General features: G+C 68.4%; 14 protein-coding genes. 8 read left to right on the top strand and 6 right to left on the bottom strand.

The genetic code is table 11. The features are described 5' to 3' along the window. Nucleotides 1-146: 146 nt before the first annotated feature. From KUM49_RS35700 to KUM49_RS35680, 5 genes are all read right to left on the bottom strand, one after another. A complete protein-coding gene (locus KUM49_RS35700; RefSeq protein ID WP_217241106.1) occupies nt 147-1,193 on the bottom strand; it encodes an ABC transporter ATP-binding protein in 1,047 nt (348 codons plus the stop codon). A gap of 26 nt (nt 1,194-1,219) precedes the next feature. Then, nucleotides 1,220-2,257, bottom strand: a complete 1,038-nt coding sequence (locus KUM49_RS35695; protein WP_217241105.1) for an ABC transporter ATP-binding protein — start codon at nt 2,255-2,257, stop codon at nt 1,220-1,222. 48 nt (nt 2,258-2,305) lie between these two features. Further along, a complete protein-coding gene (locus KUM49_RS35690; protein ID WP_217241104.1) occupies nt 2,306-3,286 on the bottom strand; it encodes an ABC transporter permease in 981 nt (326 codons plus the stop codon). A gap of 98 nt (nt 3,287-3,384) precedes the next feature. Continuing rightward, nucleotides 3,385-5,103: an ABC transporter substrate-binding protein gene (locus tag KUM49_RS35685; RefSeq protein WP_308406914.1), complete on the bottom strand. Its 1,719-nt coding sequence runs from the start codon at nt 5,101-5,103 to the stop codon at nt 3,385-3,387. Between the two features lie 124 nt (nt 5,104-5,227). Beyond that, the gene (locus tag KUM49_RS35680) at nt 5,228-6,256 is read right to left on the bottom strand and encodes an ABC transporter permease (protein WP_217241102.1); all 1,029 of its coding nucleotides are present in this window, start codon (nt 6,254-6,256) and stop codon (nt 5,228-5,230) included. 508 nt (nt 6,257-6,764) lie between these two features. On the opposite strand from KUM49_RS35680, the gene KUM49_RS35675 reads away from it, so the two are divergent. From KUM49_RS35675 to KUM49_RS35655, 5 genes are read left to right on the top strand one after another with little or no spacing between them, the layout of a single operon-like run. Further along, entirely contained in the window at nt 6,765-8,396 is a 1,632-nt protein-coding gene (locus tag KUM49_RS35675; protein WP_217241101.1) for an ABC transporter substrate-binding protein, read from the top strand. A 6-nt stretch (nt 8,397-8,402) separates the two neighbouring features. Further along, complete coding sequence (locus tag KUM49_RS35670) at nt 8,403-9,326, top strand: ABC transporter permease (protein ID WP_217241100.1); 924 nt, start codon at nt 8,403-8,405, stop codon at nt 9,324-9,326. After that, nucleotides 9,319-10,296, top strand: coding sequence for an ABC transporter permease (locus tag KUM49_RS35665; protein WP_217241099.1), 978 nt, complete (start codon nt 9,319-9,321; stop codon nt 10,294-10,296). Before KUM49_RS35670 ends, KUM49_RS35665 begins: the two co-directional genes overlap by 8 nt. 9 nt (nt 10,297-10,305) lie before the next feature. Then, a complete protein-coding gene (locus KUM49_RS35660) occupies nt 10,306-11,280 on the top strand; it encodes an ABC transporter ATP-binding protein (RefSeq protein ID WP_217241098.1) in 975 nt (324 codons plus the stop codon). Continuing rightward, the gene (locus KUM49_RS35655; RefSeq protein ID WP_217241097.1) at nt 11,273-12,322 is read left to right on the top strand and encodes an ABC transporter ATP-binding protein; all 1,050 of its coding nucleotides are present in this window, start codon (nt 11,273-11,275) and stop codon (nt 12,320-12,322) included. Before KUM49_RS35660 ends, KUM49_RS35655 begins: the two co-directional genes overlap by 8 nt. A 159-nt stretch (nt 12,323-12,481) precedes the next feature. Here KUM49_RS35655 and KUM49_RS35650 read toward each other — a convergent pair whose 3' ends face one another. Continuing rightward, complete coding sequence (locus tag KUM49_RS35650; RefSeq protein ID WP_217241096.1) at nt 12,482-14,602, bottom strand: S9 family peptidase; 2,121 nt, start codon at nt 14,600-14,602, stop codon at nt 12,482-12,484. Between the two features lie 188 nt (nt 14,603-14,790). Here KUM49_RS35650 and KUM49_RS35645 point away from each other — a divergent pair, with 188 nt between their 5' ends. The 3 genes from KUM49_RS35645 to KUM49_RS35635 are packed head-to-tail and all read left to right on the top strand — an operon-like array spanning nt 14,791 to nt 16,278. Then, entirely contained in the window at nt 14,791-14,985 is a 195-nt protein-coding gene (locus tag KUM49_RS35645) for a hypothetical protein (RefSeq protein ID WP_053749487.1), read from the top strand. A 22-nt stretch (nt 14,986-15,007) separates the two neighbouring features. Beyond that, nucleotides 15,008-15,868, top strand: coding sequence for an N-acetyl-1-D-myo-inositol-2-amino-2-deoxy-alpha-D-glucopyranoside deacetylase (gene mshB, locus KUM49_RS35640; RefSeq protein ID WP_217241095.1), 861 nt, complete (start codon nt 15,008-15,010; stop codon nt 15,866-15,868). Continuing rightward, entirely contained in the window at nt 15,865-16,278 is a 414-nt protein-coding gene (locus tag KUM49_RS35635; RefSeq protein ID WP_217241094.1) for a DUF6113 family protein, read from the top strand. Before mshB ends, KUM49_RS35635 begins: the two co-directional genes overlap by 4 nt. The last annotated feature ends 145 nt before the right edge of the window (nt 16,279-16,423 follow it).

Genomic DNA, 16,423 nt, shown 5'->3' with positions numbered 1-16,423 from the left:
TGGGACCCCCTGCAGCCGTCAAGAGTGAAGGCCCGCGCCTGGGTGGGCGCGGGCCTTCGTCCCCTGGACCGGACGTTCGTGGGCTCGGGTCAATGGGCCGGGAAAGCCCGGTCCGTAAGGAGGCGGCTGACGGAATTGGGGTGTTGTCAGGCCGCCGCCTGGGGGTCCTTGGAGAGGCGGGGAGCAGGGACCGTGTCCGCCGCCTCGGGATAGTGGCAGGCCGTGAGGTGGCCGGGCTTGTTGCCCTCGACCTGGACCAGCGGCGGGGCCTCGCTCGCGCACTTGTCCGTCGCCTTCCAGCAGCGGGTGCGGAAGCGGCAGCCGGAGGGCGGGTTGATCGGGGAGGGCACGTCGCCCTTGAGGAGGATGCGCTCACGGGCCGGCACGTCGTCCGCGGTGGCCTCGGGCACGGCGGACAGCAGGGCCCTCGTGTAAGGGTGGCGCGGATTGCCGTAGAGGTCCTCGCGGTCGGCGATCTCGACGATCTTGCCGAGGTACATGACCGCCACGCGCTGGGAGAAGTGGCGGACGATCGCCAGGTCGTGGGCGATGAAGACGAAGGCGATGCCCAGGTCCTTCTGGACCTGCTGGAGCAGGTTCACGACCTGCGCCTGGATCGACACGTCCAGCGCGGACACCGGCTCGTCGGCCACGATCAGCTTCGGCTCCAGGGCCAACGCCCTTGCCACACCGATGCGTTGGCGCTGGCCGCCGGAGAACTCGTGCGGGAAGCGGTTGTAGTGCTCGGGGTTGAGGCCGACGATCTCCAGCAGCTCACGGACGCGGTTCTCGCGGCCGGCCGCCGGATTGATGTCGTTGATCTCCATCGGGCCGGCGATGATCTTGCCGACCGTCTGCCGCGGGTTCAGGGACGCGTACGGGTCCTGGAAGATCATCTGGATCTCGGACCTGATCGGCGCGAGCTGCTTGCGGCCGGCGTGCGTGATGTCCTGGCCGCGGTACGAGATCGTGCCGCCGGTCGGCTCCAACAGCCGGGTGATCAGGCGTCCGGTGGTCGACTTGCCGCAGCCCGACTCGCCGACCAGGCCCAGGCTCTCGCCCTCGGCGACCGAGAAGTCGAGCCCGTCGACGGCCTGCACGGCGCCGACCGTGCGCCGGATCGGGAAGCCGCCCTTGATCGGGAAGTGTTTGGTCAGGCCGCTGACGTCCAGGAGGGGGTTCGCGTTGCTCATGATGGTGAAGTCCCGTCTCGTGTCCGTCAGTTGTGCCGTGATGCGGCGAAGTCGGCGAAGAATTCCCGGCGCTGGTCCGCCGTGAGGTGGCAGGCGGAACCCCTGCCCTCCACGACCTCCAGCGCCGGCTGCTCGGTCGAGCACAGCCCGCCCGCGACCTTCTCGGCGAAGGTGCACCGCGGGTGGAAGCGGCAGCCCGTGGGCGGGTTGAGCAGCGAGGGCGGCGAACCCGGGATCGGCGACAGCGGCACGTCGACCGGACCGTCCAGGCTCGGCATCGAGTTCATCAGACCCAGCGTGTAGGGGTGCCGCGGGGCGCGCAGCACCTCTCGCTTGGTGCCGCGCTCCACACACCGGCCGCCGTACATCACCAGCACGTCGTCCGCGATGTCGGCGATGACACCGAGGTCGTGGGTGATGAAGACGATCGCCGTGCCGAACTCCTGCTGGAGATCCTTGAGGAGGTCCATGATCTGCGCCTGGACCGTCACGTCGAGGGCCGTGGTCGGCTCGTCCGCGATCAGCAGCTCGGGGTCGCACACCAGCGCCATCGCGATCATCGCGCGCTGGCGCATACCGCCGGAGAACTGGTGCGGGTAGTCGTCAACCCGCATGTCCGGCTGCGGGATCCCCACCCGCTTCAGCATCTCGACCGCCCGCGCCCGGGCCTCCTGCTTGGAGGCGCCGGTGTGCTTGCGGTACGTCTCACCGATCTGCTTGCCGATGGTGTGGTAAGGCGACAGCGAGGCCAGGGCGTCCTGGAAGATCATCGCCATCTTGTTGCCGCGCAGCCGCTCCAGCTCCTTCTCGGAGGCGGTGAGCAGTTCCTTGCCGTCGAGCAGGATCTCTCCGTCGATGGCCGTGCGGGCACGGTCGTGCAGGCCCAGGATCGTCAGGTTGGTGACGGACTTGCCGGACCCCGACTCGCCCACGATGCCGAGCGTCTTGCCCTTGGCGACGTCGAAGCTGAGGCCGTCGACGGCCTTGACGATGCCGTCCTCGGTGGAGAAGTGGACTTTCAGGTCCCTGACGGACAGGAAGGGCTGCTGATCGGTGCTCGTCACGGGGACGCTCCTGAGGGGGGTGATGCGAGGTCGGGGCTGGGGCGGAGGTCAGGCGAGCCGGATCCGCGGGTCGATGAGGGCGTAGACGGCGTCCACGATGATGTTGGCGAAGACGATGCCGGCGGCCGCGACGACCGTGACACCGAGCAGCATAGGCAGGTCGCTGTCGGTGACCGCGCGGACGGCGAGCGTGCCGATGCCCTGGAGGCTGAAGGTCGACTCGGTGATGATCGCGCCGCCGATCAGCGTGCCCATGTCGATGCCGAAGATCGTCACGATCGGACCCATGGCACCGCGCCAGGCGAAGCGGAAGAAGACCGAGCGGCGGGACAGGCCCTTGGCCCGGGCCGTGCGGACGTAGTCCTCGCTCAGCTGCTCCACCAGCTGCGAGCGGGTCATGCGCGTGTAGTTGGCCGTGAAGATGATGGACAGCACGAGCCACGGCAGCAGGAGGCCCGAGACCCAGGCGCCCGGGTTCTCGGTGACCGGGGTGTACGAGGGCTGGCTCAGGATTCCGGCCTGCTGGACCAGGAAGAACATCGCGATGTAGCCGACGAAGTAGATCTGCATCGACGAGCCGAGCAGCGAGACCGAGCTGGCGATCTTGTCCAGGGCCGTGCCCTGCTTGACCGCGGCCAGCATGCCCGCGCCGACACCGATGATCAGGAAGAAGAAGGCCGCACCGAAGGCGAGGGACAGCGTCGTCGGGAAACGGTCCATGATCGTCTGGAAGACCGGCTCGCTGTTGGCGAACGAGTAGCCGAGGCAGGGTGCGTCGCAGTTCCCGACGCCCGTGTACTCACGGCCCACGAAGATGCCCTGCAGCCAGTGCCAGTACTGGACCGGCATCGGATCGGCGATCCCGAGGTTCTGCCGTACCTGCGCGAGCAGTTGGGCGTCACAGACCTTGCCGCAGGCCATCCGCGCCGGGTCGCGCGGGATGGCGTAGAACAGGAAGAAGGTGACGGCGCTGATGATCAGCAGAATGACGAGCGCGCCGAGCACTCGACGGATCAGGAAACGGAACATGGGTGAGGGCTTTCCGGACGGGGCGCCGTCGCCGGGGGTGTGGGGAGCGTGGACGGGGCCGGGGCGGCGGTCGCGAGGACCGCCGCCCCGAGGAAACGTCAGGCCTTGGCGAAGACCTTGCCGATGGCGACGCAGGTGTCACCGGCGTTGTAGATGACGCCGCCGACCTTGGAACCGTAGAAGTAGTTGCGGACCGGGTTGTAGTCCGGGACGCAGGCCGCCATCTCCATGATCTGCTTGTCGATCGCGCCCCAGGCCGCGTTGGCCTTGTCCGCGTCGGTGATGGCGGTGGCCGCGGCGATGGCCTTGTTCACGCTCGTGTTGTTCAGCTGCGACCAGTTGACGCCGCCGTCGGAGATCTGGCTGCCGTCCCAGCAGGGCTGGATGACCGCGTAACCGGCCGGCCAGTCCGGGCCCCAGCCCGCGGCGAACATGTCGAACTTGTTGTCCAGCTGGCCGATCTGGCTGTAGAAGGTCGTCTTGTCGACCTGCTGGGTCACCACGTCGAAGCCGGCCTTGGTGAGCGCGGTCTTGATGGTGACGGCCGACTTGACGGCCTGGTCGGACTGCTGGAAGGCGATGACGATCTTCTGGCCCTCGGCACCGGCCTCCTTCAGCAGCGCCTTGGCCTTCTCCGGGTCGCCCATCGGCTTGGTCTTCTTGCCGTACAGGTCGAAGTCCACGTGGCCCGGGGTGAGCGGGCTGATGATGGTGGTGGCGGTCGAGGTGACGGCCGAACCACCGCGCAGCTGCTTCAGCTGCGCCGCGGGCCACGCCCAGTTGAGCGCCTGGCGGACCTTGACGTCCTTGACGCGGGTCAGGTTGATCGGGAAGTAGTAGCAGGTCGTGTCGACCTGGGTCAGCACGCGCTTCTTCAGCGTGGCGTCGCCGAGCACCTTCGTGATGCGCTCGGGGGCGACCTCGTTGAGCAGGGAGAGCGAGAACTGGTCGTTGCCCGAGTCCGCGATGTAGCGGTCCGTGGAGGCCAGCGACTGGAAGCCGAACTGCATGACGACCTTGTCGGGGTAGCCGTTGCGGCACGGGTCCTTGGCGGCGTCCCAGTGCTCGTTGCGCACCAGGGTCAGCGACTTGTCGACGCTGCGGGACTGGATCTTGTACGGGCCGCAGGAGTAGGGGCGCTTGTCGTACTTCTTCTGCGTGTCGTGCTTCTTCGGCACGATCGCGAAGCCGCGCATGGCCAGCATGAACGGGAAGTCGGCGTGCGCCTCCTTGAGGCGGAAGGTGATGGTGCTGCCGTCGACCTCGATCGACGACAGGTGCTTGCCGTCGTAGGGACCCTTGTACTTGTCGCCGCCCTCGAGCCAGTTCTGCGGGTAGCGGGGGCCCTCGGTGACGAAGTCCGCGAAGAGGCGCTCGAAGCTGTGGCGGACGTCGTCGATGGTGACGTCGGCGCCGTCCTCCCACTTCACGCCGTCCTTCAGGGTGAAGGACCAGGTCTTGCCGCCGTCCTTCACGGTGCCCGCGTCGGTGGCGAGGTCGCCGACCAGGGTGGTGTTGCCCTTGGCGTCGACCCGGTAGCCGGTCAGACCGCGCAGGAACAGGACCGAGCCGGCACCCGTGTACGACGAGTAGATCTGTGCCGGGTCCAGGTGGTCGAAGTCGATCTGGTCGAGCGTGTAGATCGTGCCGCCCTTGACCGCGCCCGGCATCTCCGGGGCGGGGCCCGCGGAGTCCGCCTTGGTGCCGACGTCGATCTTGGCGGCCTTGCCCTGGGGAGCCTTGGTCGTGCCACCGCTGCCACCATCGGCGTTGCCGCTGCTGCACGCGCTCAGAACGGTGGACGCACCTGCAGCCACGGTGGTGGCTATCAGGAAGTTTCTGCGGGAAAAGGACATGGCTACCTGCCTAGACGTGATGGATGAGAGAGACGGGCTACGAGCTGCCGGTTTCCGGACGACGACGACCGGGCCGACGTGTGACTCAGCGCTTGGACTTCGGGTCGAGTGCGTCGCGGACCGAATCGCCGAGGAGGTTGAACGCCAGGACGAAGAGAATCATCGAGACGCCCGGGAAGATCATGAAGGTGATGTCGTCCGTGTAGAACTGCGCACCGCGCTGGATCATCACGCCCCAGTCCGGGGTCGGGTCGATGATGCCGACGCCGAGGAAGGCGAGGCCCGCCTCCGCGGTCACGAAGGCCGGGAGGGCGAGGGTGGACTGGATCAGGATCGGAGTCCACAGGTTGGGCAGCAGTTCCTTGAAGATGATGCGGGCCGGCGAGGCCCCGGTCACCTTCGCCGCCTCCACGAACTCCCGCTCCCGCAGGGCCAGTACCTGGCCGCGCAGGAGACGGGCGATGGACGCCCATCCGAAGGCCGTGAGGACGAGGATCAGGCAGGTGGCCCGCAGCGAGGTGGGGATGTCGTCGTCGGGCGCGACGAACACGCCGTACACGACGGGCATGAAGGCGATGAAGAACAGCGTGGACGGGAACGACAGCAGGATGTCGATGATCCGGCCGATGAGGTAGTCGGTCTTGCCGCCGAGGTAGCCGGCGGTGATGCCGATGACCACGCCGATGATCGTGACCAGGACCGTGGTGGCCGTCGCGATCATCAGTGAGGTGCGGATGCCGTAGAGGAGGAAGGTGAAGACGTCACGGCCCAGGGCCGGCTCGATGCCGAACCAGAAGTCGCCGTCGATGCCGCCGTTCGGCTTGATGGGGAAGCCGGCCTCGTTCAGCAGGCCGGCCTGCTCCTGGCCGTAGAGCGTGTACGGGTCCTTGCCGTACAGCGCGGAGATCAGCGGGGCGCAGATCGCGATCACGAAGAAGAAGATCACGATGTAGGCGGAAATCACGCCCGTCCGGTCCCGCTTGAACCGGGTCCAGGCGAGGCGGCCCGGGGAGCGGCTCTCGGCGCCCTTGAGGGTGGGGGACGCCGCCGGCTTCTCGACGGTTTCGTCGGTCACCTCGAGCGGGGCAGCCGCAGATGGAGAGGGGGGGGTCATGGTGCTCCTGGCCCACGGGAAAGTCTGATGACTCCGCAGGGCACTCCCCTACGGGCTACGCCGGACTTTTTCAACGCAATTCGTTCAAGGTCAATAAAATCTGGGTCGACTTGGGTTTCTCTTTACCTTCTTTACCTCTACATGACCATCCCGTAGCTACGCGTGTAGCGCGTCGTGATCGACTCGTGTCTTACATCCGGCCAATCGGATCAATCAGGCAATGAGTTCGATATACGGACGCCTCAGTGTCGGAATGCGTACACCAGGAGGTTCTTTTCCAACGGTTCGGCATCGCTTCGTGAAGATCCATTGCGCCCCGTGGTGAAGATCCACTGCTCCCGAAACGGAACGTCCGTTTCGTCGCCCCGACCGGACGCGTGCATCCGGATGACCCGTCCCTCCAAAGGGTCGAGCCCGTGTGCGGCATCTCCTGTTTGCCCGGATATTTACCGATAACGGATCGGCGCCCGAGCGTCGGCGCCACAGGGCATTTCATAGGAGGCACTCCATGCGTGGAGCCACGCACGCCACATGGGTCGCCTGCGCGGCGGCGGCAGCCCTCGCGGCGACGGCTTGCGGGGGCGGGGGGAGTGGCAGCGCGGGTGACACCGGCGCGGTGCTCAGTTCCTCCTGGGGAGACCCGCAGAACCCGCTGGAGCCGGCCAACACCAACGAGGTGCAGGGCGGCAAGGTCCTCGACATGATCTTCCGGAGCCTGAAGCGGTACGACCCTCGGACCGGCGAGGCCACCGACATGCTCGCCGAGCAGATCGACACCTCGGACTCGCGGAACTTCACCATCACCATCAAGGACGGCTGGACCTTCAGCAACGGCGAGAAGGTCACCGCCAAGTCCTTCGTCGACGCCTGGAACTACGGCGCGAGCCTGAAGAACAACCAGAAGAACGCGTACTTCTTCGGCTACATCGAGGGCTACGACAAGACCCACCCCGAGGGCGGCGGCAAGCAGAGCGCCGACACGCTCTCCGGCCTCAAGGTCGTCGACGACACGACCTTCACCGTCAGGCTCAACCAGAAGTTCTCGATGTTCCCCGACACCCTCGGCTATCCCGCCTTCGCCCCGCTCCCGCGGGCCTTCTTCGACGACCACGACGCCTGGGTGAAGAAGCCGGTCGGCAACGGGCCGTACGTGATCGACTCGTACACCAGGGGCTCGCAGATGTCGCTGCGGGCCTGGGACGGCTACCCCGGCGCGGACAAGGCGCAGAACGGCGGCGTGGACCTGAAGGTCTACACCGACAACAACACCGCCTACACCGACCTGATGGCCGGCAACCTCGACCTCGTCGACGACGTTCCCGCCGCCCAGCTCAAGAACGCCAAGAGCGACCTCGGCGACCGGTACATCAACGCCCCGGCGGGCATCATCCAGACCCTCGCCTTCCCGTTCTACGACCCCAAGTGGAACAAGCCCGGCATGGAGAAGGTCCGCACCGGACTGTCCCGGGCGATCAACCGCGAGCAGATCACCGACACGATCTTCCAGAAGACCCGCATCCCCGCCACCGACTGGACCTCCCCCGTGCTCGGCGAGGAGGGTGGCTTCAAACAGGGCCCGTGCGGGGACGCCTGCGAGTACGACGCCGACGCGGCCAAGAAGCTGATCGAGGAGGGCGGCGGCCTCCCCGGCGGCCAGGTCAAGATCACGTACAACGCGGACACCGGCTCCCACAAGGAGTGGGTCGACGCGGTCTGCAACTCCATCAACAACGCCCTCGACAACGACAAGGCGTGCGTCGGCAACCCGTTCGGCACCTTCGCCGACTTCCGCAACCAGATCACCGACCGGAAGATGCCCGGCCCGTTCCGCGCCGGCTGGCAGATGGACTACCCGCTGATCCAGAACTTCCTGCAGCCGCTCTACTACACCAACGCCTCCTCCAACGACGGCAAGTGGACCAACAAGGAGTTCGACAGACTCGTCGACGAGGCCAACGCCGCGACCGACACGGCGACGGCGGTGAAGAAGTTCCAGCAGGCCGAGGAGGTTCTCCGGGACAACATGGGCGCCATCCCGCTCTGGTACCAGAACGGCAGCGCCGGCTACTCGGACCGGCTCTCCAACGTGAGGCTCAACCCCTTCAGCGTCCCGGTCTACAACGAGATCAAGGTCGGCTGAGCGTCGATGGGACGGTACGTCGTCCGGCGGCTGCTCCAGATGATCCCGGTCTTCATCGGGGCCACCCTGCTGATCTTCCTCATGGTGAACGTGATGGGCGACCCCATCGCGGGCCTGTGCGGGGAGCGGCAGTGCGACCCGGCGACGGCCGCCCAGCTGGAGAAGGAGTTCGGCCTCGACAAGCCGGTCTGGCAGCAATACCTGACCTACATGGGGAACGTCTTCACCGGCGACTTCGGTACCGCCTTCAACGGCCAGGAAGTCACCGAGCTGATGGCGACGGCCTTCCCGGTCACCATCCGGCTGACGATCGTCGCCATCCTCTTCGAGATCGTCATCGGCATCACGTTGGGCGTGATCACGGGCCTGCGCCGCGGCCGGCCCGTCGACACCTCGGTCCTGACGTTCACCCTCGTCGTGATCTCCGTCCCCACCTTCGTCACCGGCCTGCTGCTCCAGCTCCTGCTCGGCGTCGAATGGGGCTGGATCAAACCGTCGGTGTCGACGGACGCCACCTTCGGCGAGCTGATCGTGCCGGGCCTGGTCCTCGCCTCGGTCTCCCTCGCCTACGTGACCCGGCTGACCCGCACCTCCATCGCGGAGAACAAGCGGTCCGACTACGTCCGTACGGCGGTCGCGAAGGGGCTGCCGCGTCGCCGGGTGATCACCCGGCACCTGCTGCGCAACTCGCTCATCCCCGTCGTCACCTTCATCGGCACCGACATCGGAGCGCTGATGGGAGGCGCGATCGTCACCGAGCGCATCTTCAACATCCACGGCGTCGGCTACCAGCTCTACCAGGGCATCCTCCGCCAGAACACCCAGACCGTCGTCGGCTTCGTGACGGTCCTGGTCCTGGTGTTCCTGGTCGCCAACCTGATCGTCGACCTCCTGTACGCCGTCCTCGACCCCAGGATCCGTTATGCCTGAGCCCAGGGAACCCGAAAGTGCGATCGCCGCGACCGGCATGGGCGGTGCCATGGACCTGGCCGCGAGCGAGAGCGGGACGCTGGAGAAGCGTCCCGCCGGCCGGGACGGCTCGGACCCCTCCCACAAGGCCCGCTCTCTGTGGTCCGACGCCTGGCGCGACCTGCGCCGCAACCCGGTCTTCGTCATCTCGGCCCTGGTCATCGTCTTCCTCGTCGTCATCTCCCTGTGGCCGTCCCTGATCGCCTCCGGCAACCCCCTCAAGTGCGACCTCGCCAAGGCCCAGGAGGGCTCCCAGCCCGGTGCGCCGTTCGGCTACGACGGCCAGGGCTGCGACGTCTACACCCGCACCGTCTACGGGGCCCGTACGTCCGTCACGGTCGGCGTCTGCGCCACGCTCGGGGTGTCCCTGCTCGGCTCGGTGCTCGGCGGGCTCGCCGGGTTCTTCGGCGGGTTCTGGGACTCGCTCCTGTCCCGGGTCACCGACGTCTTCTTCGCGATCCCGGTCGTCCTCGGCGGCCTGGTCCTGTTGTCCGTCGTCACCAGCAACACGGTCTGGCCGGTCATCGGCTTCATGGTGCTGCTGGGCTGGCCGCAGATCTCCCGGATCGCCCGCAGCTCGGTCGTCACCGCCAGGCAGAACGACTACGTGCAGGCCGCCAGGGCGCTCGGCGCCTCCAACTCCCGGCTGCTCCTGCGGCACATCACACCCAACGCGGTCGCACCGGTGATCGTCGTGGCGACCATCGCGCTCGGCACCTACATCGCGCTGGAGGCGACCCTGTCGTACCTCGGCGTCGGACTGAAGCCGCCGACGGTCAGCTGGGGGATCGACATCTCCTCGGCCTCCGCCTACATCCGGCAGGCCCCGCACATGCTGCTGTGGCCGGCCGGAGCGCTCGCGCTCACCGTGCTCGCGTTCATCATGCTCGGCGACGCGGTGCGCGACGCCCTCGACCCGAAGCTGAGGTGAGCCGCCGTCATGCTGCTCGAAGTGCGTGACCTGCACGTGGAGTTCCGGACCCGGGACGGGGTCGCCAGGGCCGTCAACGGCGTCGACTACGGCGTGGACGCGGGCGAGACCCTGGCCGTGCTCGGCGAGTCCGGCTCCGGCAAGTCGGTCACCGCACAGGCGATCATGGGCATCCTCGACATGCCGCCGGGGCGGATCACCGGCGGCCAGATCCTCTTCCAGGGCCAGGACCTGCTGCGGCTCGAGGAGGAGGAACGGCGGAAGATCCGCGGTGCGGAGATGGCGATGATCTTCCAGGACGCGCTGTCGTCGTTGAACCCCGTGCTCTCCGTCGGCGACCAGCTCGGCGAAATGTTCGTCGTGCACCGGGGGATGTCACGGAAGGACGCGCGGGCCAAGGCGGTCGAGCTGATGGACCGGGTCCGCATCCCCGGCGCCAGGGAGCGGGTGAAGCAGTACCCGCACCAGTTCTCCGGCGGTATGCGCCAGCGCATCATGATCGCGATGGCGCTGGCCCTGGAACCCGCGCTGATCATCGCCGACGAACCGACGACGGCCCTGGACGTGACCGTTCAGGCCCAGGTCATGGACCTGCTCGCCGAGTTGCAGCGCGAGTACAACATGGGGCTCATCCTCATCACCCACGACCTCGGCGTGGTCGCGGACGTCGCCGACCGGATCGCCGTCATGTACGCGGGCCGGATCGTGGAGTCGGCGCCGGTGCACGACATCTACAAGGCGCCGGCCCATCCGTACACCCGCGGCCTGCTGGACTCCATCCCGCGCCTGGACCAGAAGGGCCAGGAGCTCTGCGCCATCAAGGGCCTGCCTCCCAACCTCATGCACATCCCGCCGGGCTGCGCCTTCAACCCGCGCTGCCCGATGGCCCAGGACATGTGCCGGACGGACGTACCCCCGCTGTACGAGGTCTCCGACGACCGCGGGAGCGCATGCCACTTCTGGACGGAGTGCCTGTATGGCTGAGCCGATTCTGGAGGTGAGCGGGCTGGTCAAGCACTACCCGCTCACCACGGGCGTCCTCTTCAGGAAGCAGGTCGGCGCGGTGAAGGCGGTCGACGGTGTCGACTTCGCCCTGTGTCGCGGCGAAACCCTCGGCATCGTCGGCGAGTCCGGCTGCGGCAAGTCGACGGTCGCCAGGATGCTGGTCAACCTGGAGAAGCCGACGGCCGGTTCGATCAGGTACAAGGGCGAGGACATCGGCAAGCTGTCCGGCCGCGCCCTGAAGGCCGTACGACGCAACATCCAGATGGTCTTCCAGGACCCCTACACCTCGCTCAACCCCCGGATGACGGTGGGCGACATCATCGGGGAGCCGTACGACATCCACCCCGAGGTGGCGCCGAAGGGCGACCGTCGCCGCAGGGTCCAGGACCTCCTCGACGTCGTCGGCCTCAACCCCGAGTACATCAACCGCTACCCGCACCAGTTCTCCGGCGGCCAGCGCCAGCGCATCGGCATCGCCCGGGGGCTGGCCCTGCGCCCCGAGGTCATCGTCGCCGACGAGCCGGTGTCGGCGCTGGACGTGTCCGTGCAGGCACAGGTCATCAACCTGATGGCAAGCCTGCAGGACGAGTTCGGCCTCTCGTACGTCTTCATCGCCCACGACCTGTCGATCGTCCGGCACATCTCCGACCGGGTCGGGGTGATGTACCTGGGCCGGATCGTCGAAATCGGCAAGGACGCCGAGATCTACGACCACCCCACCCACCCCTACACCCAGGCGCTGCTGTCCGCGGTCCCCGTACCCGACCCCGAGGCCCGAGAACACCGGGAGCGGATCATCCTCGCGGATGACGTGCCGTCCCCGACGCACATCCCGTCCGGCTGCCGCTTCCGCACCCGCTGCTGGAAGGCCCGGGAACGCTGCGCACGGGAGGTCCCCCCACTGGCGGTGCCCGCCGGGTTCCGCCACGCCCCCGGCCCGGCGGCCCACGACTCGGCCTGCCACTTCGCGGAGGAGAAGCAGGTGGTGACCCCGGACGATCACGCAGCGGGCGCGGCATAAACGTACAAACGCGCAGCAACCGCGTTTACAAGCAGGCAACTCGGCTGACCCGATCCCGATATACGGACGCGTCAGTCTGAGCAGCGTACGGCCGTGCGGGTGCCGTAAACGGGCCGGAGCGCGCCATGTCGCTCCGGCCCGTTGCCATACCCGAACTCCTTATGTCAGCTTCAACGACCGCTTCAGGAAGTCCAGTTGGAGCCGGAGCAGGTTCTCGGCGACGGTCTCCTGCGGGGTCATGTGGGTCACGCCGGACAGCGGCAGCACCTCGTGCGGGCGGCCGGCGGCCAGCAGGGCGGAGGACAGGCGCAGCGAGTGGGCGACCACCACGTTGTCGTCCGCGAGGCCGTGGATGATCATCATCGGGCGGTGCGGCTCCGCGGCGTCCACCAGGCCGTCGTCGTCCAGCAGGGAGTTGCGGCGGTAGACCTCCGGCTGCTCGTCCGGGTGGCCCAGGTAGCGCTCCTGGTAGTGGGTGTCGTACAGCCGCAGATCGGTGACCGGGGCACCCACCACGGCCGCGTGGAAGACGTCCGGGCGGCGCAGCGCCGCGAGCGCGGCCAGGTAGCCGCCGAAGGACCAGCCGCGGATCGCGACCCGGGTCAGGTCGAGCGGGAAGTCGGCGGCCAGGGCCTGGAGCGCGTCGACCTGGTCCTGCAGCACCACCTCCGCGAGGTCGTCCCGGACCGCCTTCTCCCAGGCGGGGGACCGGCCCGGAGTGCCCCGGCCGTCCGCGACGACCACCGCGAAGCCCTGGTCGGCGAACCACTGCGAGGTCAGGTACGGATTGCGCGCGGCGACCACCCGCTGGCCGTGCGGACCGCCGTAGGGATCGAGGAGAACCGGGAGAGGAGTGTCGCCGTGGTAGTCCGCAGGCATAAGCACGGCGCACGGGATTCGGCGTGCGCCCCCCTGGGTGAGGGTCACGCGCGGGGACATACCGGGATCTTCGGCGTACGAGATGACAGTCGCCGTCGGCTTTCCGTCCCGCAGGACCTGGGCCCGGGCGCCCGGCCGGTCCAGTGCGGCGGACACCAGCACGGTCACGCCGCCGGCGCGTACCGCCGAGTGCACGCCGGGCTCCTGCGAGACGCGCTCCAGGCCGAGCTCGTTCACCCGGTAGACGTGCACCTCGCCGGTCTCCGGGGACTCGGCGTCCTCGCCGGCCGACGCCGAGACCAGTACGTCGTCGTCGGAAACGTCCAGCACCGCCCGCACGTGCAACTGGGCGCGCGTCAGTGGCCGTTCACCCACCGCGAGCACCCGCGCGCCTCCCTCGTCGGCGATGCGCACCAGCTGCCCGGAAGGGCTCCAGGAGGGTACTCCGGGGAAAAGATCCAGCCAGATTGGATCTTCGTCCGCGTGCACCATCCGGGTCGCGCCCGTCTCCGGGTCCACCGCCAGGTACAGCTGACTGCGCTGGTCGCGCGCCTGTACGAGCAACAGCGGCGCACCCGCCGCTGACCAGTGCACATGCGCCAGATACGGATAGCGCGCCCAGTCCCAGACAACCTCCGTGCGCACCCCGTCCAGCCCGACCACGAACAGCCGTACGTCCGCGTTGTCGGTGCCGGCCGCCGGATACGCCACGTGGTGTGGCTCACGCTCCGGGTGAGCCGGATCGGAGATCCACCACCGCCGTACCGGCGTGTCGTCCACCCGCGCCACCAGCAGCCGGTCCGACTCCGGCGACCACCAGAAGCCCCGCGAACGGCCCATCTCCTCGGCCGCGATGAACTCCGCCAGACCATAGGTGACCTGCTCCGACTCGCGCTCGGTGAGCGCCCGGTCGCCCTCTCCCTCGGCGCCCACGACCCGCAGGGCGCCCTGCGCGACGTAGGCGATGTGCCGCCCGTCGGGGGAGGGGCGCGGGTCGATCACCGGTGCGGGGACGGGCAGTTCACGGGCCGTACCGGCCCGCAGCTCCGCCGCGAAAAGCCGCCCTGACAAGGCGAAAGAGGCCAACTCGACGGCGGTGTCGGTGGCGTAGCCGACGATGCCGGCACCGCCCTCACGGCTGCGCTCGCGCCGCGCCCGTTCCTCGGGCGAGAGGCGCTCCTCGGCACCGCCCAGGAGGGCACGCGGGTCCGCCGCGACGCGCTCCCCGGCGTCCGGGAGGTCGAGCACCCACAGTGAGTTGGCCCGGTCGGTGCCGGAGCTCGAACGCAGGAAAACGACGCGGGAACCGTCGGGCGCCACGGTGAACGCGCGTGGCGCGCCGAGTGTGAACCGCTGGGTGCGGGCGTGCCGGCGGGGGAAGGAGTCAGGCTCGGTCGTCATGCCCCGACCATATTGGCCGTGCGCCCCCTTGTGAGGCCGTGCGCCGACCGATGCGCACGTACGGATAGTTATGATCACTAGCGCATAGTGGGTATCAACCTGCTGGCCTCTTGTATGGATTTATCTGCCCCCATGGTTCAGTCCTGTCCGACTCCCCACGTCCCTGGGTTCTTTGGAGGTGAGCCGCCGTGGCACTCTCGATTTCGGCGGTGGTGCTGCTGGCGATCGTCGTCTTCCTTCTGATCAAGAAGTCAGGACTGAAGGGCGGGCACGCGGTCGTGTGCGTCCTGCTCGGCTTCTACCTGGCTTCGTCGACGGTGGCGCCGACGATCAGCGAGCTGACGACGAACATCGCCGGCATGATCGGCAGCATCAAGTTCTGACCAGCCCTTTAGGGTGGGGTCCATGACGGAACTGCCCGCCCGGCGTCTGCTGCTGGTGCACGCGCACCCGGACGACGAGTCGATCAACAACGGCGCGACCATGGCCCGGTACGCGGCCGAGGGCACCCGGGTGACCCTGGTCACCTGCACCCTCGGCGAGCGTGGCGAGGTCATCCCGCCCGGGCTCGCGCATCTGACCGGCGCCGACCTCGGCGCCTACCGGCTGCGCGAGCTGACGGCCGCCATGCGTGAGCTCGGCGTCGAGGACTTCCGTCAGCTCGGCGGCGTGGGCCGTTACCAGGACTCCGGGATGATGGGCCTCGCCGACAACGACGACCCGGGCTGCTTCTGGCAGGCCGACGTCGACGAGGCCGCCGGGCACCTGGCCGAGGTGATCCGCGAGGTACGCCCCCAGGTCCTCGTCACCTACGACGAGAACGGCGGGTACGGCCACCCCGACCACATCCAGGCGCACCGCGTCGCCATGCGCGCGGTCGAGCTCGCCGCCGAAGCGGGCTTCGAGGTCGCCAAGGTCTACTGGAACCGGGTGCCTCGCTCGCTGGCCGAGAAGGCCTTCGCACAGCTCGAGCGGGAGCTGCCCGGCCTCCCCTTCACCAAGTCCGCGGTCGTCGACGACGTACCGGGCGTGGTGGAGGACGAACGCATCACCGCCGAGATCGACGGCACCGCGTACGCCGCCGCCAAGGCCGCCGCCATGCGCGCGCACGCCACGCAGATCACGGTGACCGAGCCGTACTTCCTGCTCTCCAACCACCTCGGGCAGCCTCTCTTCACGACCGAGTGCTACGAGTTGGTACGCGGCGAGCGGGCGTCCGGCTCACGGGAGACCGACCTTTTCGCCGGTGTCGGGGAGACGTCATGAGCGGCCGGACGACCTCCGCACTGGCCCAGCCCCTGCGACGGCCCTCCTTCGGGCGGACCGCCGCCCTCCTCGGGCTGTTCGTGCTCGGCGCGCTGGTCGGGGTGGCCGGGGCGCTGCTGCAGCCCGCCTGGTTCCCGGGCGGGCTGCTGCTCGCGCTCGCCGCCGAGGCCGGGCTCTGCCTGGGCGGGGCGAGAGCCACCGGCAGCCGGGCCGGGGCCGTCGCGCCCGCCGGTGGCTGGATGCTCGCGGTCATCCTGCTCACCGCCAGCCGCCCCGAAGGCGACTTCGTCTTCGCCGCGGGCAGCGGTTCGTATCTCTTCCTGCTCGGCGGGATGGCTGTGGCTGTGATCTGCGCCACGCTTGCCCAGGGGCGGCAACCGGGCGGTGATGGCGTCCGACTTGGCAAGTGACGTACCACTTCGCCACACGCAGTGCGTGGGAGTCCGGTGATGGTTTCCCCGGCGGTCGTGGGATACGCGCCAGAAGTGGCCAGTATGGTGGTGCGCGCCGCCGAGTCGCCCGAGAGAGGTCGTAACGCGGGCGGCGGAGCCAACC

The organism is Streptomyces sp. AC555_RSS877 (genome assembly GCF_019049245.1).
Classification (GTDB): Bacteria; Actinomycetota; Actinomycetes; order Streptomycetales; family Streptomycetaceae; genus Streptomyces.
The sequence above is the reverse complement of the archived record's forward strand: the minus strand, read 5'-3'. Positions and strand labels throughout refer to the sequence as shown.